This window comes from Gordonia sihwensis NBRC 108236 (assembly GCF_000333035.1).
Classification (GTDB): domain Bacteria; phylum Actinomycetota; class Actinomycetes; order Mycobacteriales; family Mycobacteriaceae; genus Gordonia; species Gordonia sihwensis.
In genome coordinates, this window is sequence record NZ_BANU01000028.1 from 57464 (window position 1) to 78685 (window position 21222).

The following is a 21222-nucleotide window of genomic DNA, read 5'->3' on the forward strand; positions in this document are numbered from 1 at the left end:
CGACGTGGACTGGCTGGATTTCGACACCGACAACTGCTCCGTCCAGCGCACGCTCGACGTCATCGGCGACCGCTGGAGCGTGCTCGTGCTGCGCGAGGTATTCAATGGTGTGCGCCGGTTCGACCGCATCAAGCAGCACACCGGGATCTCCGACTCTGTCCTGTCCGACCGTCTGCGCAGGCTCCTCGACGCCGGCGTGCTGGTGGCCTCCGAGTATCGGGAGCCTGGGTCGCGGCGCCGGAAGGAGTATCGACTCACCGACGCCGGGCTCGACCTTCAGCCGGTGCTGATCTCCATGCTCCGGTGGGGCGACAAGCACCGCGCCGACCCGGCGGGCCCGTCGCTGAACGTGGTGCACCGCGGGTGCGGCGCTCCGGTGCGCACCGAGATCGTCTGCGACGCCGGGCACCCCGTGCCCCAGCGCGAGGTACGCAATGAACCGGGTCCGGGTGCGCGCAAGCGCGCCACCGGGCCCGTCGCCTGACGCATCCGCGCCGTCAGTCCTCTCCCAGCTCCGGCGGAGCGCTCCGATAGACCGGCGGCGTCTCCGACATCCGGATCGGATTGGCCACCGTCCTGACCGGCGCGTCGCGGCGCGGGTCGTCGACCTGCGCGATCGGTTCCAGTCCGAGCCGATCGGCCAATGCGAACGCCTCGGCGATGTCGTTGACCGGTCCGCATGGGACTCCGACCGCCGCGAATCGGGTGAACCAGCCGTCGGCGGTGTCGGCGCGCAGCAGCTCGGTGAGTTCGTCGATGAGCGACTCGCGATTGGCGACGCGGTCGGAGTTGGTGGCGAACCGCGGATCGTCGGCCATCCCGGGGGCGCCGAGTTCGGCGGTCAGCGCGGAGAACTGGCGGTCGTTGCCTACCGCGAGGATCAGGGGACGGTCGGCCGTCGGGAACGGCTGATACGGCACCACGCTCGGATGCATGTTGCCCATGGCCCGCGGGACCACACCCGCGCCGACGTATCCCGAACCCTGATTGGCCAGTGCCGACAGCAGCGACGACAGCAGGTTCACCTCCACCCGCTGCCCTCGGCCGGTGCGGTCACGGTGGCGCAGTGCCGACAGGATGCCGACGGCCGCGTGCAGACCGGTCACCACGTCGACCAGCGCGACGCCGACCTTCGTCGGCTCCTCCGGCGACGCGCCGGTGATGCTCATCAGACCGCCGACGGCCTGCACCAAGAGGTCGTATCCAGGCAGGTCGTTGTGTCCGCCGAAGCCGGTGATCGAGCAGTAGACGACGCCGGGGTTGACCGCGGCGACTTCGGAATAGCCCAGACCCAGCCGGTCCATGGCTCCCGGCAGGAAGTTCTCGACCACCACGTCGGCCCGTGCGACGAGGTCCCGAGCCGAGGCGAGGTCGTCGGCGTCGCGCAGATCGAGCGCGAGCGAGGACTTGTTGCGGTTCACCGCCTGGAAGTACGTCGCCTGCCCGCCCGCGTACGGCGGCCCCCACGACCGCGTGTCGTCACCCGATCCCGGCCGTTCGATCTTCACCACCTCGGCGCCGAGGTCGGCAAGGAGCATGGTCGCGTAGGGCCCGGCGAGCACTCGGCCGAAGTCGGCGATCAGCAGCCCGTCGAGGGCTCCGCCAGCGCCGTCGCCCGTCACCGGAAGGCGGCTTCGCCGGTCAGGGCGCGGCCGATGGTGAGCTGGTGGACCTCGGACGTGCCCTCGTAGGTGAGCACGGACTCGAGGTTGTTGGCATGCCGGATCACCGGGTACTCCAGGGTGATCCCGTTGGCGGCGAGGATGGTGCGGCATTCGCGGGCGATCTTGATCGCCTCCCGGCAGTTGTTGAGCTTTCCGAGACTCACCTGGGCCGGCTCCACCTCACCGGCGTCCTTGAGCCGGCCGAGCTGGTAGGCGAGCAGGTGTCCCTTACCGACCTCGAGTGCCATGTCGGCCAGTTTGGCCTGGGTGAGCTGGTAGGCGGCCAGCGGCTTGTCGAACACCCGGCGGGTCGACGCGTACTCGATCGCGGTCTCCAGGCAGTCGCGGGCGGCACCGATGGAGCCGAAGATGATCCCGAAGCGCGCCTCGTTGAGACAGCTCAGCGGACCGCTCAGACCCGCCGCCTCGGGCAGCATCGCCGATTCGGGCAGACGCACGTCCTCCAGGACCAGCTCCGAGGTCACCGATGCGCGTAGCGACATCTTGGCGCGGATCTCCGGCGCCGAGAATCCGGGCGTGTCGGTCGGGACGACGAAGCCGCGGATCCCCCGGGCGCCCTGCGCCAGGTCGGTCTTGGCCCACACCACCGCGACGTCGGCCACCGAACCGTTCGTGATCCACATCTTGGCGCCGTTGAGCACCCAGTCGGAGCCGTCGCGGACCGCCCGCGTGCGCATGCCGCCCGGATCGGACCCGAAATCCGGTTCGGTGAGCCCGAAGCAGCCGAGCGCGTCGCCCGCCGCCATCTGCGGCAGCCACTGCTGCTTCTGCTCATCACTGCCCCAGTGATGGATGGCGAACATCGCGAGCGAGCCCTGCACCGAGACCAGCGAACGGATGCCCGAGTCGATCGCCTCGAGTTCCAGGCACGCCAGGCCGTAGGTCACCGCACTCATCCCCGCACAGCCGTAACCGTCGAGGTGCATGCCGAGCACCCCGAGTCCGCCCAGTTCCTTGGCCAGTTCGCGCGCCGGGATCCGCGCCTCGTCGAACCAGCCCGCGATGTGCGGCCGGATCCTCTCCGCGCCGAACTTCCGGACGGTGTCGCGGATCGCCTTCTCCTCGTCGGAGAGCAGTCCGTCGAGGGCGAAGAGTTCGGTGACGGTGCGGGTGTCGGCCATGAGGATTCTCCTGAGTTCGGGGACGAGGTGGCTGCAATGCTTTGCGCAATCGATTGCATATGGTGGAGTGAGAGTATCCATCACGGCGGCGAGCCGTCAATGCCCATCGACGTCAATGCCCATCGACGAGGACCCACCCGATGACAGATCACTCCGGCCCGCGCCGCACGCGCCCGCCGACGATGAAAGAGATCGCCGAACGTGCCGGTGTGCACGTCTCCACGGTCTCGCGGGTACTGCGGCAGACCGAACCGGTCGACGGATGGTCGGAGGCGGCCAAGCGGGTCCGCGAGGTGGCGCAGGAACTCGGCTATCAGCCCAACCTGTGGGCCGCGAGCCTGCGCACCCGGCGCACCACGACCATCGGCGCCGTGATGCCGCGGCTCACCGACGGCGTGGTCGCGACCGTCTACCAGGGCGTGGAGCAGGCCGCACGCGAAGCCTCGTACTCGGTGCTCCTGTCCAGCCCGCCCGACGACCCCGACGCGCAGCGACAGGCGATCGAACTGCTCACGGGCCGTCAGGTGGACGGTCTGATCCTCAGCAGTCTGCACAGCCCGGCGGCCGAGTTCGTCCGCCGATTGAAGCTCACCGTCCCCGCGGTGGCGTTGAACCGCCATGCCGGGTCTGGTCTGCCCTTCGCCGGCGGCGACGACCGTCTCGGCGGCGCGCTCGCCGGGCGGCATCTGCTCGACTGCGGATACCGGCGCATCGCGGCGGTGGGCGGTCCACTGTTCGCGACGACCGGCCACGACCGGCTGTCGGGCTTCCTCGACGCGATGAGCGACGCGGGCGTCCGCATCCCCGACCATCGCATCGCGCACGCTCGAATGGATGTGCAGGGCGGGATCGACGCGGCCCGCTCACTGCTCACCCGCGACGACCGGCCCGACGCCGTCTTCTGCGTCAGCGACACCATGGCGATCGGCCTGCTCGGCGTGGCCCGCGACCTGCGTCTGTCCATCCCCGGCGATCTCGGCGTCGTCGGCTACAACGACATCCCGGTGGCCGCGCAGCTCCCCGTTCCGCTGACCACCGTCGTCACGCCCGCACACGAGATCGGTGCGGCGGGAGTGCGCCTACTCCTCGGGATGGTCTCCGGCACCGCCCCCCAACCGGACGACGTCCGGCTCCCGGTCCGGTTGGTCGTACGGGGTTCGACGGCGCGCCAGCGTTGACGGGTTCGTCGACGGGTGACATCACTGCCCGTAGCTGTATCGGAGCCCGGCGAAGAGCAACTCGTTGACTCGCTTGCGCATATGACCGGTCAACGATGCGTCCGGCACCTCGCCTGTGACATCGAGCCGCCACGTCAGCCGAGTCCCGGTGCCGCGCGAGGCGAGCTCGAACTCGATTCGGGCGTCCGGGCGCCTCTTCCAGATCGACGACCAGATCACCCGATGTTCGGAAGCGACGATCGTCACTCCTGGAACCGCTTCGTCGTCCAGGAGGCTCAGCCACGGACGCGCGGGCTGTCGTTTCGGATCGATCAAGTCCTCGAACACCGCCCGAGGCGGCGCTGGCAGGTCGCGGATCCGCTCGCCGATGACGGTCCGAAGCGGCTCGATCACTCCGGACGGTCGTCGCCGGGTGCGCTCTCCGCCGCCGACTTGATCCAGGCCAGCGTCGCGGACACGTGCTCGGAGAGTTCATCGGTATGGCGTTCGATACCGCCGAGCAGGACGCGGGCGAACAGCCGCGCGGTGGCCGACGCACCGTCGGGCAACCGGCGGCGCTCGCGGAGCACGGTCCCGTCAGCGTCGGCGGTCAAAGTGTAGGTCCACACCGCTCCGCTCGATCGCGTATGCCACGCGATCTCCCGGCCGATGTCGAACGCGGTCACGGTGTTGACCGTCGGCCAGAGCGCCAGTCCGTTCCGATTCCATCCGACGAACGTCTCGCCGGCGCGCAGCGGTCCGCGACGACGGCGCGTGGTAGCGAACAGTTCCGGACTCGCCTGCGTCATCGTCCGGGGATCGATCAGCAGCGACCACACTCGATCAGGTGCCGCGTGGATGCGGATCGACTCGTCCAGGTCGCGCTCAGCACGTGCGGGGTTCACAGTTCGACCATAGAGCCCGCGAGCGCGGCATTCAGTAGCAGAAGCCGCATTCACCCGATGTCGAGAGCACGGTGAAGCAGTTCGGGCACAGCTTGGGCTTGGACTCTTCCAGCTTCGGGTCGGCTTTGGGTTTGGCCTTGGCCTTCTTCGGCTTCGGTTCAGCCGTGGCCGCGGGCTTCGTTCCCGGCGCAGCGGATTTGGCCGCCTTCGCTGACGACTTGGCCGCCGTGGGCGGTCGTGCCGGACCGCGAGCGGCGCGCTTCTCCGCTACCCGGGGAGCCAGCGACGGGCGGGCACCCGCCGGGATCGTCGCGCCGAAGAACTCGTAGCAGCGGAACCGCACGTGCGCCGCATCCGAGTCGAGATCGGCGGGGACGGACCGGCCCGCGACACCGAGCGCATGCGCGTAAGCATCACCGGCTGTCTGGTCGAGCAGCACACACAGCGACGCCAGGAGCGGTTCGTCGTCGTCCTGCCCATCGGTGACGGCCCCGAGGAGATCGGCGATCCACTTGCGGACCGGAGCGCCGGCCTTGATGCCGGTCTGGCTCTGAACCTGGAATCCCAGCTCAGCCTGGGTGATGAGGGAGCCGTACACGCGCGCGGTCTCGATCAAGGCCTCCCGGGCCGCGACGGCCCACGCGGAGAGGGCGTCGGAGAACGGAACGGGGATTTCGCCGGCCACCCGCCATGCGGGGACTCTCGTGTCGTCGTCGGAGTGCACCCGAGAACGCTACGGCGTCACGCCCCGATAGTCGAATCGTCGGATCATGCCTCGAGCGCGACTGCAGCACCAACCTCGCCCTCGTCGACCTCGACATCCTGCAGTCGCGGTGCGCACGTTCCGGGCCACACTTCCGCATTCAAGTCCGAGCGCGGATGCATGCTCGCATCCTCCTCGATGGCGGTGATCGTGCACCCTTGAGAAACCTAATTACCAGTAGACGAAGAATGGATACAACTTCTCTAAAGTAATTTGTTCGGTTACCCGAATCCTCGCTAGGGTGGCGTGACGTACGAGAGTCACGCTCAACGAGGAGAGTCACCGGTGCCCGTCTACCACCTGCCCGAACTGCCCTACGACTACGGCGATCTCGAACCCGCCATCAGCGGCGAGATCATGGAGCTGCATCACGGCGCGCACCATGCCGCCTACGTCAAGGGAGCCAACACCACGCTCGAGCGAATCGAACAGGCTCGGGCCGACCGCGACTTCTCGAATCTCCCCGGGTTGGAGCGCGCGATGGCGTTCCATCTGGCGGGACACATCCTGCACTCGATGTTCTGGACCAACCTGTCGCCGGAAGGCGGCGGCCGGCCCGCCGGCGCACTTGCGGCCGCGATCGACGAGCACTTCGGCGACTTCGACTCATTCCAGGCCGAGATGAACGCCGCCGCCGCGAGCGTGCAGGGAGCCGGCTGGGCGGCCCTGTCGTGGGACCCGCTCGGCGTACGGCTGGTGGTGACTCAGATCCACGATCACCACATCACCGTCGCACCGACGACCACCCCGATTCTCGTCTTCGACACGTGGGAGCATGCGTTCTACCTCCAGTACCGCAACGTCAAGACCGACTACATCGACCGGCTGTGGTCGTTGATCGACTGGTCCGACGTCGCCGACCGCTTCGAGATCGCGCAGCGCGGCACCGCTACGTCGTTCCTCACTCCGGCCACCGGAGCCACGGAATGAGCACCTCACCGCTGGAGGCGATCAATTGGAACGACATCGCCGATCAGCGGGACCTGGACGTCTGGAACCGACTGACCGCGAACTTCTGGCTTCCCGAGAAGGTGCCGCTGTCGAACGACCTGCCCAGCTGGGACACCCTGAGCCGCGAGCAGCAGACGCTGACGATCCGGGTGTTCACCGGCCTGACACTGCTCGACACCATGCAGGGCACTGTCGGCTGCATCGAGATGCTGGCCGACTCCGTCACGCCGCACGAAGAAGCCGTGTACACGAACATGGCGTTCATGGAGTCGGTGCACGCGAAGAGCTACAGCTCCATCTTCTCCACCCTGTGCTCCACACCGGAGATCACCGAGGCCTTCGCATGGTCGCGCGCGAACACATATCTGCAACGCAAGGCTCGCATCGTGCACGACTACTATCGCGGCGACGACCCGCTGAAGAAGAAGATCAGCTCAGTGATGCTGGAGTCGTTCATGTTCTACAGCGGCTTCTACCTGCCTCTGCACTGGGCGGCGCGATCGATCCTCACCAATACCGCCGACATCATCCGCCTGATCATCCGGGATGAAGCAGTCCACGGCTACTACATCGGATACAAGTTCCAGCGCGGCGTGCAGGACGCCGACCGCGCGCGGCGCACCGAACTCGCCGACTTCGCCTACTCCATGCTCACCGATCTGTACGACAACGAGGTCGATTACGCACACGATCTGTACGACGGACTCGGGATGACCGAGCCCGTTCTTCCCTACATGCGCTACAACGCCAATAAGGCACTGTCGAATCTCGGACTCGATCCGTTGTTCCCGCCCGACCAGTGTCGCGTACCCGCCGAGATCATGTCCGCACTCGATCCGGGCGCCGCCGAGAACCACGATTTCTTCTCCGGCTCGGGAAGCAGCTACGTCATCGGCTCCCAGCAGCCGACAACCGACGCCGACTGGGATTTCTGAACCGACGCCCACGCACAGCCGCGTTGACAGCGATCGGGGCCGAGCCTACGCTGATGTAATCAGTGCATACATATCGGCGGCCTCGTCTAACGGGCGGCCGGCGGAAGGACATTCGGCGATGACGCAGACGATTCTGGGGGCGAACGGTCAGATAGCGATCGGGTTGGCGCGTGAATTGCGGCGCTCATACACCGACGACCTTCGGCTCGTCAGCCGGAATCCTCGCAAGGTGGACGCCGCAGACCGCGTCGTGAGCGCCGATCTGCTCGACGCCGAGGAGACCGCGAAGGCGGTGGCCGGCAGTGAGATCGTGTATTTCACCGCCGGCCTCCCCGCGGACACGCAACTCTGGGAGACCCAGTTCCCGACGATGCTGCGCAATGCGCTGGACGCCGCCGAGTCCGCGCGAGCGAAGTTCGCCTACTTCGACAACACGTACATGTATCCGCAGGACGACCGCGTGCAGACTGAGGACACTCCGTTCGCGCCCGTCGGCCGCAAGGGCCGAGTCCGCGCCGACATGGCCACGATGGTGCTCGACGAGATCGCACGGCGCGACATCCCCGCCCTCATCGCCCGCGCCCCGGAGTTCTACGGCCCCGGGCGCACACAGGGATTCACCAACTCACTGGTCGTCGACCGAATCAAGGCCGGAAAGACGCCGCTGGTCCCGGTGCGGGCCGACCGTGCGCGCACCCTCATCTGGACACCCGACGCGAGCCGCGCACTCGCCGCTCTCGGCAATGCGCCGGACGCTTACGGTCAGACCTGGCACCTCCCGGTCGACCACAGTCACCCCACCTACCGGGAATTCGTTCACATGGCCGCCGACGCCTTCGGCGCGCCCGACCGGTTCACCGTCATCCCCAAATGGGCTCTCACCGCCATCGGCACCGTCAGCCCGCAGGTGCGGGAGATCCGGGAGTTGCTACCCCGCTACGCTCACGACAACGTCTTCGACGCTTCGAAGTTCGCCGAGCGCTTCCCGGATTTCCGCATCACCACGTACCGCGAGGGTCTGGGTGCGATCCGCGCCGAGTCGGCGGACCGGCCGGACCCGGCCGGCCACCGCTGAGCCGACGACGCCGGGCCGACAACACTGAGCCGGCAGCGTCGCGGCGGCCCGAGCGCTCGTCCCGAACGTCGTCAGCTACGGAAGGCCGCGGCGATCAGATCGGCGGTGTACTGCCGTCCGGCGAGCGTCGGGTGGATCGGTACGCCGTCGTCCTTCGGCCCGACCCCGGTCATCGAGACATATCGCTGCCCGTCGGGGGCACACATGTCGTGTCCGGCCTGTTGATCGTCCGCCACGGTGAATCCCGCACGCTTCGCGGCACCGATGATCGTCGCATTCAGCTTGTTCTCGGCCCTGTTCGCGAAGGCGACCGCATCGCGTCCCATCAGGCCGTCGACGAAACATCCGCGCGGATCACCGGGAAGGACACGCAGGTACGGCAGCACGACGACCTTCGCATTAGGCGCCGCGGTGCGGATCGCAGCGTACACCGTGTCGAGTCTGTGTCCGAGACGGTCGATCTTGGCCATTGTCGCCTCCCGGAACTGCGTATTGCACAACGCCCCGATCAAGCAGTTCGCCATCAGTCCGCCGAAGATCATCTCATCGTTGCCGCCGATCGAGACCGACACATAACGGGTCTTTCCGCTCAACCCGTTCAATTGACGTCCCTTGGGCGTGTTCTTGAGGACGTCGACTGTCTCAGCGCCGCTGCACGCCCAGTCCGCGAAGCTCACGCGGAGTCGTTTCGCGACCAGATGGCCGACGTCGTCGGGCGCCTGGCTGCAGGACGGTGTCGGGTTTCCTCGGCTGCCGTACAGGTCCGCCAGTGCGCCGGCCGCCACGTATGAGTCGCCGAGCGAGACGTACTGCGCCCCACGCGGTCCGAGATCGGAAGCGGCGGAAGCGGCCGGAGCCGCGAGCCCGCCTCCGCCGAGCAATAGTGCGGAAGCCAGCGCTGCCGAGGCGAATCGTTTCATCACGTCTCCTTCTCGATGCCACCGATCGACCGAAGGAATAGCCCTGAATCACATTCGACGTCGATGGTCGCCTATGTCACCACCGATGAGAATAGACATTCGTTACTCGCCGGTACAAGAGTTTGGTACCAATCAGTACCGCCCTACCGGCGAGCCGCGGCCACCCGCCACCGCGCCGATCAGAGAAGAGCGGCCACCTTCTCCGCAGTCTCCTTAGCCGAACCCGGATTCTGTCCGGTCACGAGATTGCCGTCGACGACCACATAGGAGACGAAGGGCAACTTCGCCTTCTCGTAGAGAGCTCCGCGTTCTTTGCAGCGCTCCTCGGCGTTGTACGGCACGAGCTTGTCGACTCGGGCGAGCACTTCCTCCCGCCAAGCGAACCCGGTCATCCTCCGGCCGGCGATGAGATACGAACCGTCGGACAGTCTGGTGTTGAGCAGACCGCAATATCCGTGACAGACGGACGAGACGATGCCGCCGCGCTCGAAGATCTCCCTGGTGATCCGCTGGAGTCCTTCACTGTCGGGAAAGTCGTACATCACGGCGTGACCGCCGGTGAAATAGATCGCGTCGAAATCCGCGGAGTCGACGTCCTCCGGGCTCAGCGTGTTCTCCAGGAGAGCCATCCGCGCGGGGTCGGCCCGCCACGCTTTGGCCGTCTTGTCATAGTTGGGGAACTTGAGCGCCCGCGGCTCGAGCGGCACCGCGCCGCCCTTGGGACTCACCAGAACCTGTTCGAAGCCCGCGTCTTCGAAGACGTGCCAGGCGTGAGTGAGTTCGGAGAGCCAGAGGCCGGTCTTGTGTGAGGGATCGTCGTAGTGACCCACATTGGTGACGACGTTGAGGATGCGCTTCGGCATGGGGCAATGCCTCCCGGTAGATCGCCCGACAATCGGGATCGATTGGTGAATCTCGCGCACTCCGCGCCGAGCTCGTCGCCGGACACCGACATGTGCACGCCGCTTACATTATTGCTTCCGACCAAGGCCGTCAACGGAATGGGCCGATTCGAGCGACGGAGCGAGGAGCCGACGCACCGATCGAGACACACTGTCCGCTTGGTACCGTTGGAGTATGCAATCGCGTTCGGCGTATCACCACGGCGACCTGCCTGCGACGCTCGTACGCACCGCGATCGAGCTGCTCGACGAGAACGGATCAGAGGCCGATCTCTCCCTGCGCGCCGTCGCCCGAAGCGCGGGAGTCTCCACCGGTGCACCGTACCGGCACTTCGCCGACCGCAACGCACTTCTCTCCGCAGTGGCCGCCGTCGGTTACCGGGACCTGGCCGCAGCCCTGGAAGCCGCGCACCCCTCTCCGCGCGACCCGTCCGACCTGGGCGAGATCGCTGTGGCGTACGTGCAATTCGCGATCACCCGTCCCGGACTGTTCCGCGTCATGTTCGGCGGAGTGTGCGACGCCGACAGCCCCGAACGCGTCGACGCCATTGAAGCCATCAACGCCTATCTGCTCGACATCGTGACGCGCACCATGCCGTCCGATACGCCGGAAACGGTGGCGACCGGCGCCTGGGCGCTGGTCCACGGCCTGGCGTTCCTCTTCCTCGACGGCAAGCTCGACTCCTCGTCGAGCGAGTTCGTCTCGTCGACCGTCCGGTCGGTCGTCACGGCGACGCTCCGCGCCCGCACCGAAGCCTGACCGGAACCCCTTCCACCTCGCACCTCACCCGTATCGCCGACGCGACTCGCGCGACCCGTGGACAGTGCCGCAGTCGAGGTCTATGCTCATGTAAGCAACGCATACATGAGGACGGAAGCGAGAACCCGATGAGCACACCAGCCGAAGACACCGTCGAGGTCGATCTGGGCGGCAGGACCGTCACGGTTCCCAGGGGAGGCTTGTTCGACCGTTATCGCATGGACACCCCGCTCGACGAGGTCGCGGACGACCCGCGCGTACCCGGCGTCGACTTCTTCCGCGAACTCCCCAAGACGCAGGTCGAATCGCCCATCGGTCCCACGCGTACGCCGAACTTCTACTACTCGATGTCGTCCGCCCGACTCACGATGCTCGCGCCGAGCAGCGCCATCCGTAAGCGGCTCCCCGATCAGCTGTCACCTCTCGAAATCGCCCCCGGCCTCGGTGTCGCATCCCTGATGCTGTTCCGCTACGACGTGTGCGACATCGACTTCTACACCGAAGCGGCCGTCGGCGTGGCGGTGCGCCCCGCCCGCAACGGTGGTCGCCGGACCGCCCTGGCCGACGTGATCGCCGCACTCGGAGACGATCATCTCCACACTTACGTGCTGTCGCTCCCGGTGAACACTGAGATCGCCCAGGTCCGCGGCCACGACGGCTACGGATTCCCGAAATGGGTCACCGACCTCGACGTCGACATCGACGACGCCCGCACCAGCGCACGGATCGCCAACAGCGACGGCGGGATCGACCTCGAGTTCTCCGCCCGCACACCGAAGCAGAAGACCCACGCGAGCGGCGAGAAGGTCTCCACCCTGACCTCGTACACCCAGCGCGACGGCGCCTGGCATTCCACGTTGAATCAGACCAACGTCCTCCGGTCGGGCGGCGCACGGTTCCCGAGCGGGCTCGATCTGACTCTCGGGACGGGCCGACTGTCGGACGACCTGCGATCGCTCAAGCCGATCCGCACGATCCAGTTCGACGTGAACACCTCCGCGCAGGCGGCCCTGCACATGCCTGTCCCCTTCTCCGTTCGTTGAACGGCCGGGCCATGACCATTCACCACACCGTGCGACCGCAGAACGAAACACGCCGCCTGCCGAAGGGAGGCCGGTCATGATCGGCGGATTCAACCATCGAGATCCGGTGCGCTACCAGGGAACGACGACACTGATCACCGGCGCGAGTTCCGGCCTCGGCGCCGAGTTCGCCGCACAGCTCGCACGCCGCGGCTCCGACGTGGTGCTGGTGGCACGTCGTGAGGAACGACTCCGCGAGTTGGCCGCACGGCTCGAACGCACTCACCGCATCACAGCGACTGTCATCGCGATGGATCTGCTGCGGTCCGACGCGGCGCCGGCGCTGAGCGCCGCGCTCACCGAGCGCGGAATCACGATCGATTCGTTGATCAACAACGCCGGTTTCGGGATCAAGGGAGCGTTCGCGGAGAACGACCCGACTGCCCTGGCCGACATGGTCACGCTGAATGTCTCGACGCTGACGGCGCTCACCCGGGAGTTCCTGCCTCACCTGCGCTCAAGCGGACGTGGCGTACTGATCAACATCGCGAGCACGGCCGCACATCAGCCCACCCCCGGGATGGCGGCGTACGGCGCGTCTAAAGCCTATGTCCTCTCGCTGACCGAGGCGCTCGCCTACGAGTCGCGCGATTCCGGGCTCAGGGTTCTGTGCCTGAGCCCGGGACCCACGAGGACGGAGTTCTTCGACGTGGTCGGTACCGAAGACGCTGCGGTCGGCCGCTTCCAGACACCCGCGCAGGTGGTCTCGAACGCGCTGGCCGAACTCGACCGTTCCCATCCCCGAGCCGGAATCGTCTCCGGCCGGATCAACGCGATCAGTGCTGTCGCAGCCCGGCTCGCGCCTCGCTCGGTCGCCACCGCCGTCGCGGGTAAGGCATTGAAATGACCGACATTCCGAAGACCATGCGCGCCATCGTCGTCGACGACGAGAAGAACCTCGTGCTCGACGGCGTCGCCACTCCGATCCCCGCCGAGGGCGAGGTCCTCGTACGCGTCGCCGCCGCCGGCATCAACCGAGCCGACCTCATGCAGCGCCAGGGACTCTATCCGCCGCCGCCGGGCATCACCGACATCATGGGCATGGAGGTCTCGGGGACGGTCGCGGCGCTGGGGCCCGGAGTGGGCGACGTGGCAGTGGGCCAGGAGGTGTGTGCCCTCATCGCCGGCGGCGGGTACGCCCAGTACGCCGTCGTCCCCGCAACACAACTGCTGCCGGTTCCCGCCGGGGTGCCGCTCGTCGACGCGGCCGCACTGCCCGAGGTGGCCAGTACCGTCTGGTCGACGATCGTCATGGACGCCGGGCTCCGGGCCGGAGAACTGTTCTTGGTGCACGGCGGCGGCAGCGGCATCGGCACGCACGCCATCCAGGTCGCGAAGGCGATCGGCGCCCGTGTCGCGGTCACCGTCGGCTCCGCGGGCAAGGCCGAGCGTGCCCGCGAACTCGGTGCCGACATCGTCATCAACTACCGGGAACAGGACTTCGCCGCCGAACTCTCCGGGCAGGTCGACGTGATCCTCGACATCATGGGCGGCAGCTACCTCTCGCGAAACATCGACGCGCTGAATGTCGGCGGTCGTCTCGTCGTCATCGGCATGCAGGGCGGGCTCACCGGCGAGGTGAACGTCGGCGCACTGATCGGCAAACGCGCCCGAGTGATCGGCTTGAACGTGCGGAACCGGCCGCTCACCGGACCGGGGTCGAAGGCCGACATCGTCGCGGCCGTCACCGCCGACGAGTGGCCGCTCGTCGAGCAGGGGCTGATCGCACCGGTCATCTCCGCCACTCTCCCCCTCGCCGAAGCCGACCGGGGGCAGACTCTGCTGGAGTCCAAGGACTCCGTCGGCAAGGTGCTCCTGCTCCCCTGATCCGTCCGCTCATCCAGTGGTGAGCGAACGATGCGATCACCCATGACCTCAAGGAGTTCCGCCCGTGAGCGAGAACCGTTCCACCGACCCCGCGCACCCGCAGGACGTCCCCGAGACGCGGGTCACCGGCGAGCCCGCGACCCGGCGCTTCCTCTGGCATCCCCGGACCTGGATCGCCGCCGTCGTGCTCGTCATCGGACTGGGCTTCGCGATACCCGCGGTGTATCTCGGCGGCACCCTCGATCCCCAGGGCGACCTCGAGGACCTGCCCGTGGCGCTGGTCGTCACCCCGCAGACTGTCCAGCTCGGAGGGCAGAGCCCGGCAGGGCGGGTGGCCGACGAGATCGCACGCCACGTCGACCCGCAGAAGATCGCTCTGCAGCGGCTGCCGGGTGACGAAGCGGATGCCCGCATGCGCGACGGCTCGATCGTCGGCATCATCAGAATCCCCGCAGACTTCGACGCGCAGCTTGCGGCGCTGACCGGGCCGGGGCCCGGCGAACCCGCGAACGCCACCGTCCACCTCGACACCACGTCGCGGGCGGGCGCGATGACCACCGGCCTGTTCACCGGCAACGTGACCCCGGTGGTCGAAGCCGTGCGCACCGCCTTCGGCAGGCAACTCCTCGCGTCGGCCGGTTCTGCCCCGAACGTCGCGGCTGCCACGGCGCTCGCCACCCCGTTCTCGATCTCCACCGCTGCGCTCGACCCTCTCCCGTCCCACACGGGGCTCGGCACCAGCGTCTTCTATCTCGCGATCGTGCTGATCATCGTTGCGTTCATCGGTGCCTCGGCGATCCATCCGCTGATCGACACCGCCGTCGGCTTCCTACCCCAGGAGACCGGGCCGCGGGTTCGCCGTAACCCCTACCGACACCTGTCTCGGATGCGCACGCTGATCGCCAAATGGCTGGTCATGATCGGCGTGGCTCCGGCGACCGCGGGCGCCGCACTGCTCATCGCGGGCCCGGTCCTGGGCATGCCGATGGCCAGACCGCTGGACCTGTGGCTGTTCTCGACCGCCGCGCTGATCGCGGTCGGACTAGGTGCGCTCACTGTGTTCGCCGTCTTCGGTTCCTTCGGTCCGCTGGTGAACACCTTCCTCTTCGTGGCCCTGGCGATGACGTCCTCCGGAGGCGCGATCCCGCTGGAAGCGACCCCCGACTTCTTCCGGACGATAGCGCCGGTGGAACCGATGCGAGCCATCGTCGACGGTCTGCGCTCGATGCTCTATCTGGATTCGAGTCCGGGTTCGGGCCTCGGTCACGCCTGGGTGTATCTGGGCGTCCTCACCGCCGTCAGCGTGATCGTCGGACTCACCGCGACGCGGTTGTTCGACCGCGTGCCGGCCTTCACCCGCCATCCCGATGACCCCGTACGCACAGCGCTCCGACCTCCCGAGCCCGCCACCGAAGAAACGACGAAAGGCGCGTCATGACCGCATTCGATCCCGCCCGCTCCCGCTACGTCTCCGTCACGACCTTCCGGAAGTCGGGTGAGCGCGTGGCCACCCCGGTGTGGACGGTCCCGCTCGACGGCGGCCGGATCGGCGTGGTCACCGCACCCGAATCGGGGAAGGCCAAGCGGCTGCGCAATGATTCTCGAGTAGAGCTCACCGAATGCGACCTCCGCGGCCGGATCGGCCCCGACGCTGTCACTCTGACCGGCCGGGCGACGATCACCGTCGGCGGGGCGGAACTCGATCGGGCACGGCGGGCCCTGCGCACCAAGTACGGAGTTCAGGCCGTCGTCGTCGGTGCATGGAGTTCGATCAAGGCCAAGCTGACGCGCCGCCCGCTCGGCGAGGCCGTCCTGGTCATCACGCTCGACGAAGCCCTTCGATAGCCCGCGCGATCCGGAGTCGGGCACGCCGGCGATTCTCCTCGCCGGAAGGTCTACCACTCGATCATCCACGGTGATAGCGTCGCAGGTGTCCGCATGTAAGCAATGTCGACATTGTGGACTCCGGCACGCAACAGAACATCCGACACGCTGAACGGAGTTGTCATGTCCGAACTGCCCCCGCCGATCACCCCGGTCCTCGAACCCGCCGCCAAAGAGTTGGCCGACGCGACCGACCCGCACCCCCGGATCTACGAGGTGCCGCCCGAAGAGGGCAGAAAGATCCTGTCCGACCTGCAGGACAACCCGGATGTGCCACGACCCGACGTGGACGAGGAGTGGGTCGAGGTGGATGCGGGCGAGTGGGGAACAGTGAGGACGCGCATCATCCGGCGCCGCGGCGAGACCGGGCCGCTGCCGGTCCTGGTCTACATCCACGGTGCCGGCTGGGTTTTCGGCGACGATCAGACCCACGACAGGCTGTTCCGCGAACTGACCGTCGGAGCGGGCGCCGTAGGAGTCTTCCCGGTGTACGACCGCGCCCCCGAACACGGCTACCCGACCCAGGTGGAACAGAACTACGCCGTCGGCCGATGGATTCTCGAGAACGGCGCGTCGTACGGCATGGACACCAGCCGGGTCGCGGTGACCGGCGAGTCCGTCGGCCGCTGCATGTCGGCGGTTTTCGCGCTGATGAACAAGGACCGCGGCGGAATCGACCTCAAAGCACAGGCGCTGCTCTACCCGGTCACCAATGCCGACTTCGACACCCCGTCGTACCTGCAGTTCGCCGAGGGCTACTACCTGACGCGCGACGGGATGAAGTGGTTCTGGGACGCGTACACCACCGACCCCGCGCAACGCGCCGAGAAGTATGCGTCGCCGCTCCAGGCGAGTCTCGACGAACTCGAGGGACTTCCGCCGACACTCGTGATCACCGACGAGGCGGACGTGTTGCGCGACGAGGGCGAGCAGTACGCGAACAAACTGCGTGAAGCCGGGGTCGACGTCACTTCCGTCCGCGTCGCGGGTATGGTGCACGACTTCCTGCTGCTCGACAGCCTGCGCGACACCAAGGCCGCCATCGTCGCCCGGAAACTGACGATCGACTTCCTCCGGGATGCGCTGAACTGACCGAGTGAGGGATGATCAGATGATCCCGCGCCCGACCAGAGACTGGGCGCCCAAACTGATGAACTGGGCCCACCGCCTGGTGCTGACCGTCAGCGGGGGCCGACTGCTGGACCGGCCGTTCGGCATGCCGGTGGTCGAACTCCACACCGTCGGCAGGAAATCCGGCCTGCCCCGCAGTTGCTACCTCACCACCCCGGTGCACGACGACCAGCGACTGATTCTTGTCGCGTCGAAGGGCGGCGACGATCGCGACCCGGACTGGTATCGAAATCTCATGGCGACGCCCGACGCCGAGATCACTCTCGACGGAAATCGGATACCGATCCACGCACGGACGGCTGATCCGCAGGAGAAAGCCGAACTCTGGCCCGAAGTGGTCCGCGCATACCGCGGATACGCGAAGTACCAGGAGCGCACCAGTCGCGACATCCCGCTGGTGATCTGCGACCTGCGTCCCTGACAGCGGCGCAGCGAATGGAGTCGGACTACAGCCGAAGGTCGTCCGGCCATACTGCCGAACTCGCGGTGGCCCTGCCGTTCGTCCCGTCGCGGAGTCATATCCGACCGCCTCGGATGGCTGTCCCATTTGCGCGGACATTCATCGGCGCCGGTCGATGAGATCTCACACCGCAGACACGGCGCCCCGGAGCACCTCACGTTTCCACCGGAGATCGCTTCCAAGCACACAGCCTGCGCGAGTGGCCTGAACTCAGCGGCCCGTCTCACGCTGTCGCTGGAACGGATGATCTCAGGTCCTCAATATGAGGGATTCTCCTGCGCAGCAACCGCACTCCAAGTCGGTTGACCGTTAGCGTCACTCCACACCGTGTCGCACTCGGTCCGCGTTCGAGGACACTCGACCGGCAAGAATTTCGAAGGAGAAACCATGAATAAGTTCCTGACCCCCGTCGCACTGGCCGGGGCCGCCGCTGCGCTCAGCCTGGGTCTCGGCACAGGAGCCGGAGTAGCCGATGCCCGCATCTCTGCCGGTCCCCTCACCCTCAGCGTCAAAGGAACGTGCTCCGCGCCGGGCGACAGCATCAAGGAGTTCTACGTCTGGACCCCGGAGAACGGCAAGAAACGCGCCACCTCCGGCAAGTCGGCGACGCATACGTTCCAGATCAACAAGAAGAAGATGGGCGACACATACTTCAACTGGAAACTGACATGCAAGATGTCCGGTAGCACCGGCGAGAACCAGAAGAAGTACGGCGGCAGCATCAACGGGACCAAGTACAACTACACCGTCGAACGCTTCTACAACAAAACCAAGAAGCCGTAGACGCTCACCGGACTCTATCCCGGTCTTCGTGATGTCTTACGAAAGGCTGGGCAGGACGGAAGCGCGAACTCGGCGTAGACCAGTCGTCAGCGACGCACATGTGCACGACCCCCGATAGTCCGAGACTGACTCCGCAGAGCGGAACTGGCAACCGCACTGCATCGGCGTCGATGCGGCCGTCGTGCGATCCACTATGCAGGGCGGCCGCGCAGGGGCTATGCACAACGACTCTGCCCACTGCGGAGAAGAGGACACCTGGACGCGCCGCGCAGCCGGCATCCGGGTGTCCCTCCGCAGATCATCACAGAACTTCTGCGGACACGGCTGAGGCACGATGGTCACCCTTCTAGGCCCAGACTGCCGGGCACGCCAGATCAGACGCCTCCTCCTCCTCGTGCAGCAGCCCGAGGGACCGACCAGCGGGATCGCCTCCCAATGACCTGTCCACGGTTTCCGCCGCGATCGGATTCTCCTAGTGCGCTCACCGCACCCACCAGACCAATGTCAGCACCATTGTCGCCGGTCGTGGGAGCGATCAAGCCGCCGCCCGTATCGCCCGGAGGATCTGCGAGAATGGGGTACAAAACGTTGTCGGCCGGTTCCACAACTAGAACCAAGTTGCCGTTCTCGTCGACCTCGTACCAGGTCTTCTGCGGTCGGCCGGCGGCGTCGAACGCCCACGGACGCCCGATCTGCTTGACGACCTTCCCGTCAGCATCGAGCACCGTCGCCGAACCGTCCGAGTTGATTCGAATGTGTCCACCGGGAGGCACATTCTCATCGAAAACGTACCGATCGGGGCTGCTCCTGTCGTGAATCAGGACCAAGTCAGACGAGCCGATCTTCCCCCGAGTCGACCCACCCCGCGAGAGCAACGACCGCGCCCGCGGACTAGGTTCTGTTACGAAAGTGGCTGGTGTGGCGTCGGCGTGTCCGCGTGCATGACGGGAGGCCTCCGCGCTAACGCAGTTGGTGTCTAATTATCAACGTTCGCAGGGAGGCCTCCCATGGCCACCGTATCGGCATCAGCGCGCCATGACCTGACCGACAGGCAGTGGACGGTTCTCGAGCCGCACCTTCCAACCCCGCCCAGACGCGGTCGACCCCGCCAGTATTGTCTGCGAGCGCTGATCGACGGGGTCCGCTCCCGAACTCGCATCGGCTGTCCGTGGCGAGGCGTTCCAGACCGTTACGGCCCGTGGTGGCCGGTGTACGCCTTGTTCACTCAATGGCAGGTCGCCGGAATCTGGGCACGAATCGATGCCGAACTACGCGCCGATGCTGCCGCCTCAAATCGACTGTCGTGGCAGGTCAGCGTTGATTCGATGACGTCCAGAGCTCATGCGCACGCCGCAGGCGCTCGCGCCGACAGCCTCGAGAAGGTGCCCGACGAACCGTCCGATCACGCGCTCGGACGATCCCGCGGCGGCTGGTCGACGAAGACCCATGTCGCGATCGATCAGCACCGCGGAGTGCTCTCCTTCCTCCTGACCGCCGGCCAGTGCGGCGACAGCCCCGAGATGATTCCCGTCCTGGAAGGAATCCGAGTCTGCCGCGCCGGTCCCGGCCGACCACGGTCTCGCCCCGACCGGGTCCTCGCGGACAAGGCCTACTCATCGAAGGCCAACCGGACCTGGCTGCGAACCCACCACAGCAAGGCCACGATCGCTCAACCGTCCGACCAACACGGACACCGCAAACGACGAGGATCGGTCGGCGGACGCCCACCCGCGTTCGACTCCGAGCGATACAAGGACCGCCATGCCGTCGAATGTGGCATCAACCAGCTAACACAACACCGAGCCTGCGCAACCCGCTACGACAAACTCGCCGTCCGCTTCGCCGCCACCATCGAAATCGCAAGCATCAATCACTGGCTCAGACGACTTTCGCAACAGAACCTAGTAGCGGAGCCCGCACTCGTCCACCGATCAAGGACGGGGAGAATTACGATCTTACAACTTCAATTCCTGCGATTGCCGATAGATCCTCAACAGAAAACCCATCTGGAGAGTTCAACACGGAAACGGGAATCGCAATGTTCACGTTTGGGCTCTGAACATGCCGATAAGGACGCCCGCCCATCGACACCTTCCGTTCATAATCACCGTCCACCGCCCTCGCCACTCCGCCACGGATCAGCATAATCCGCCGGACATTATTTGCCGAGACCACATTCGTGATGCCGAGAAATAGCGATGTCGTAGTCGTAGAGTGAAGCCGTATGCGCGTGTGAGATCTAGCCGTAAGCAGCGCTGCATACGCAACGACCAGAGCAATTCCGATTATGACCGGGGCGCGACCGGAAACGCCTCCCCCTGGAAGAACAGCAGGAGAAACAATTGGCGAGAGAATCATCGAGACGCCACTAATCAGCGGAACCAAGAAGACAAACCCAAAGGTTCTGCCGACATCAATATCGAATCCGCCGTCAACCTGCACCACGCGAATTGCCATGAACTTTGGCGTCAATACCGGCGACTTTAGGTACAGCAAGAACCAGAAAGACCAAGGAACGATTCCATACAATAACGCTGCGATGACTATACCCCACTTGACATCAAGGGCAGGCCAGATATTCACAAGTGCCCAGACATACACGACTAGCATCAAAATCAGCAACGCCTCAAGAACGGCTACAGTGCCACCCTGCACACTGTGCATTCGACGAATTCGCTCGACTTCATTCAATCTAAGGCTACCGATCGCATTATTCGAATAAAGTCCGCGCGTCGATTGACCGGAGTGACGGAATCCCATCTGATTGCATTAGCACAGGCACCGACGACGCTCGCTGAGCAAGAATCGCGCAACCCTCAGACTCCGGATCATCTAATACCTCCACCTCAGTCACAGTACGAACAAGACCCCGGAACCGGGC

The 21222-nt window shown here is 66.1% G+C and carries 22 protein-coding genes and 1 pseudogene; 15 read left to right on the forward strand and 8 right to left on the reverse strand.

Annotation, left to right across the window (positions count from 1 at the left end; genetic code table 11):
• Positions 1–4: 4 nt before the first annotated feature.
• Positions 5–484, forward strand: a complete 480-nt coding sequence (locus GSI01S_RS15225; RefSeq protein ID WP_006897488.1) for a winged helix-turn-helix transcriptional regulator — start codon at positions 5–7, stop codon at positions 482–484.
• Between the two features lie 13 nt (positions 485–497).
• Here GSI01S_RS15225 and GSI01S_RS15230 read toward each other — a convergent pair whose 3' ends face one another.
• Positions 498–1622: a CaiB/BaiF CoA transferase family protein gene (locus GSI01S_RS15230; protein WP_006897489.1), complete on the reverse strand. Its 1125-nt coding sequence runs from the start codon at positions 1620–1622 to the stop codon at positions 498–500.
• Positions 1619–2806, reverse strand: a complete 1188-nt coding sequence (locus tag GSI01S_RS15235; protein WP_006897490.1) for an acyl-CoA dehydrogenase family protein — start codon at positions 2804–2806, stop codon at positions 1619–1621. Before GSI01S_RS15235 ends, GSI01S_RS15230 begins: the two co-directional genes overlap by 4 nt.
• A 140-nt stretch (positions 2807–2946) precedes the next feature.
• On the opposite strand from GSI01S_RS15235, the gene GSI01S_RS15240 reads away from it, so the two are divergent.
• Positions 2947–3984, forward strand: a complete 1038-nt coding sequence (locus GSI01S_RS15240) for a LacI family DNA-binding transcriptional regulator (protein WP_006897491.1) — start codon at positions 2947–2949, stop codon at positions 3982–3984.
• Between the two features lie 21 nt (positions 3985–4005).
• On the opposite strand, the gene GSI01S_RS15245 is transcribed toward GSI01S_RS15240, so the two are convergent.
• Genes GSI01S_RS15245 through GSI01S_RS15255 form a run of 3 tightly spaced genes read right to left on the reverse strand, consistent with a single transcriptional unit; the run spans position 4006 to position 5592 of the window.
• The gene (locus GSI01S_RS15245; protein ID WP_006897492.1) at positions 4006–4377 is read right to left on the reverse strand and encodes an SRPBCC family protein; all 372 of its coding nucleotides are present in this window, start codon (positions 4375–4377) and stop codon (positions 4006–4008) included.
• On the reverse strand, positions 4374–4868 hold the full coding sequence (locus GSI01S_RS15250) for an SRPBCC family protein (protein WP_006897493.1): 495 nt from the start codon (positions 4866–4868) through the stop codon (positions 4374–4376). The genes GSI01S_RS15245 and GSI01S_RS15250 overlap by 4 nt, the downstream gene beginning before the upstream one ends.
• A 31-nt stretch (positions 4869–4899) precedes the next feature.
• On the reverse strand, positions 4900–5592 hold the full coding sequence (locus tag GSI01S_RS15255; RefSeq protein ID WP_006897494.1) for a hypothetical protein: 693 nt from the start codon (positions 5590–5592) through the stop codon (positions 4900–4902).
• A gap of 324 nt (positions 5593–5916) precedes the next feature.
• On the opposite strand from GSI01S_RS15255, the gene GSI01S_RS15260 reads away from it, so the two are divergent.
• The 3 genes from GSI01S_RS15260 (at position 5917) to GSI01S_RS15270 (ending at position 8592) form a co-directional block, all read left to right on the forward strand.
• Entirely contained in the window at positions 5917–6561 is a 645-nt protein-coding gene (locus GSI01S_RS15260) for a superoxide dismutase (RefSeq protein ID WP_006897495.1), read from the forward strand.
• Positions 6558–7517: a class 1b ribonucleoside-diphosphate reductase subunit beta gene (nrdF, locus tag GSI01S_RS15265; RefSeq protein ID WP_006897496.1), complete on the forward strand. Its 960-nt coding sequence runs from the start codon at positions 6558–6560 to the stop codon at positions 7515–7517. Before GSI01S_RS15260 ends, nrdF begins: the two co-directional genes overlap by 4 nt.
• A 118-nt stretch (positions 7518–7635) precedes the next feature.
• Positions 7636–8592: an NAD-dependent epimerase/dehydratase family protein gene (locus tag GSI01S_RS15270; protein WP_006897497.1), complete on the forward strand. Its 957-nt coding sequence runs from the start codon at positions 7636–7638 to the stop codon at positions 8590–8592.
• A gap of 71 nt (positions 8593–8663) precedes the next feature.
• Here GSI01S_RS15270 and GSI01S_RS15275 read toward each other — a convergent pair whose 3' ends face one another.
• Positions 8664–9512, reverse strand: a complete 849-nt coding sequence (locus GSI01S_RS15275) for an SGNH/GDSL hydrolase family protein (protein ID WP_006897498.1) — start codon at positions 9510–9512, stop codon at positions 8664–8666.
• A 179-nt stretch (positions 9513–9691) separates the two neighbouring features.
• A complete protein-coding gene (locus tag GSI01S_RS15280) occupies positions 9692–10375 on the reverse strand; it encodes a type 1 glutamine amidotransferase domain-containing protein (RefSeq protein WP_006897499.1) in 684 nt (227 codons plus the stop codon).
• 214 nt (positions 10376–10589) lie between these two features.
• On the opposite strand from GSI01S_RS15280, the gene GSI01S_RS15285 reads away from it, so the two are divergent.
• From GSI01S_RS15285 to GSI01S_RS19865, 10 genes and pseudogenes are all read left to right on the forward strand, one after another.
• Positions 10590–11174: a TetR/AcrR family transcriptional regulator gene (locus GSI01S_RS15285; protein ID WP_006897500.1), complete on the forward strand. Its 585-nt coding sequence runs from the start codon at positions 10590–10592 to the stop codon at positions 11172–11174.
• A 128-nt stretch (positions 11175–11302) separates the two neighbouring features.
• Positions 11303–12217, forward strand: coding sequence for an acetoacetate decarboxylase family protein (locus GSI01S_RS15290; protein ID WP_006897501.1), 915 nt, complete (start codon positions 11303–11305; stop codon positions 12215–12217).
• Positions 12218–12293: 76 nt separating this feature from the next.
• Complete coding sequence (locus GSI01S_RS15295; protein ID WP_006897502.1) at positions 12294–13103, forward strand: SDR family NAD(P)-dependent oxidoreductase; 810 nt, start codon at positions 12294–12296, stop codon at positions 13101–13103.
• Between the two features lie 17 nt (positions 13104–13120).
• Positions 13121–14083 (forward strand): NAD(P)H-quinone oxidoreductase, encoded by a 963-nt coding sequence (locus GSI01S_RS15300; RefSeq protein WP_039867830.1) that lies wholly within the window; start codon positions 13121–13123, stop codon positions 14081–14083.
• 64 nt (positions 14084–14147) lie between these two features.
• On the forward strand, positions 14148–15521 hold the full coding sequence (locus GSI01S_RS15305; protein ID WP_006897504.1) for a YhgE/Pip domain-containing protein: 1374 nt from the start codon (positions 14148–14150) through the stop codon (positions 15519–15521).
• Entirely contained in the window at positions 15518–15928 is a 411-nt protein-coding gene (locus tag GSI01S_RS15310; protein ID WP_006897505.1) for a PPOX class F420-dependent oxidoreductase, read from the forward strand. Before GSI01S_RS15305 ends, GSI01S_RS15310 begins: the two co-directional genes overlap by 4 nt.
• A gap of 162 nt (positions 15929–16090) precedes the next feature.
• Entirely contained in the window at positions 16091–17059 is a 969-nt protein-coding gene (locus GSI01S_RS15315) for an alpha/beta hydrolase (protein WP_006897506.1), read from the forward strand.
• 19 nt (positions 17060–17078) lie between these two features.
• The gene (locus tag GSI01S_RS15320; RefSeq protein ID WP_006897507.1) at positions 17079–17519 is read left to right on the forward strand and encodes a nitroreductase family deazaflavin-dependent oxidoreductase; all 441 of its coding nucleotides are present in this window, start codon (positions 17079–17081) and stop codon (positions 17517–17519) included.
• 426 nt (positions 17520–17945) lie between these two features.
• The gene (locus GSI01S_RS15325) at positions 17946–18341 is read left to right on the forward strand and encodes a hypothetical protein (protein WP_006897508.1); all 396 of its coding nucleotides are present in this window, start codon (positions 17946–17948) and stop codon (positions 18339–18341) included.
• A 1007-nt stretch (positions 18342–19348) separates the two neighbouring features.
• A pseudogene (locus GSI01S_RS19865) lies at positions 19349–20161 on the forward strand (IS5 family transposase); the annotation flags it as partial.
• Between the two features lie 127 nt (positions 20162–20288).
• Here GSI01S_RS19865 and GSI01S_RS20345 read toward each other — a convergent pair.
• The gene (locus GSI01S_RS20345; RefSeq protein WP_169317723.1) at positions 20289–20996 is read right to left on the reverse strand and encodes a hypothetical protein; all 708 of its coding nucleotides are present in this window, start codon (positions 20994–20996) and stop codon (positions 20289–20291) included.
• Positions 20997–21222 lie beyond the last annotated feature (226 nt).

Bases quoted from the DNA above. Each gene is read 5' to 3' on its own strand.
- GSI01S_RS15285 (WP_006897500.1), top strand. From the start codon at position 10,590: ATGCAATCGCGTTCGGCGTATCACCACGGCGACCTGCCTGCGACGCTC.
- GSI01S_RS15290 (WP_006897501.1), top strand. From the start codon at position 11,303: ATGAGCACACCAGCCGAAGACACCGTCGAGGTCGATCTGGGCGGCAGG.
- GSI01S_RS15300 (WP_039867830.1), top strand. From the start codon at position 13,121: ATGCGCGCCATCGTCGTCGACGACGAGAAGAACCTCGTGCTCGACGGC.
- GSI01S_RS15310 (WP_006897505.1), top strand. From the start codon at position 15,518: ATGACCGCATTCGATCCCGCCCGCTCCCGCTACGTCTCCGTCACGACC.
- GSI01S_RS15325 (WP_006897508.1), top strand. From the start codon at position 17,946: ATGAATAAGTTCCTGACCCCCGTCGCACTGGCCGGGGCCGCCGCTGCG.
- GSI01S_RS15235 (WP_006897490.1), bottom strand. From the start codon at position 2,806: ATGGCCGACACCCGCACCGTCACCGAACTCTTCGCCCTCGACGGACTG.
- GSI01S_RS15275 (WP_006897498.1), bottom strand. From the start codon at position 9,512: ATGAAACGATTCGCCTCGGCAGCGCTGGCTTCCGCACTATTGCTCGGC.
- GSI01S_RS15240 (WP_006897491.1), top strand. From the start codon at position 2,947: ATGACAGATCACTCCGGCCCGCGCCGCACGCGCCCGCCGACGATGAAA.
- GSI01S_RS15320 (WP_006897507.1), top strand. From the start codon at position 17,079: ATGATCCCGCGCCCGACCAGAGACTGGGCGCCCAAACTGATGAACTGG.
- GSI01S_RS15295 (WP_006897502.1), top strand. From the start codon at position 12,294: ATGATCGGCGGATTCAACCATCGAGATCCGGTGCGCTACCAGGGAACG.
- nrdF (WP_006897496.1), top strand. From the start codon at position 6,558: ATGAGCACCTCACCGCTGGAGGCGATCAATTGGAACGACATCGCCGAT.
- GSI01S_RS15315 (WP_006897506.1), top strand. From the start codon at position 16,091: ATGTCCGAACTGCCCCCGCCGATCACCCCGGTCCTCGAACCCGCCGCC.
- GSI01S_RS15270 (WP_006897497.1), top strand. From the start codon at position 7,636: ATGACGCAGACGATTCTGGGGGCGAACGGTCAGATAGCGATCGGGTTG.
- GSI01S_RS15280 (WP_006897499.1), bottom strand. From the start codon at position 10,375: ATGCCGAAGCGCATCCTCAACGTCGTCACCAATGTGGGTCACTACGAC.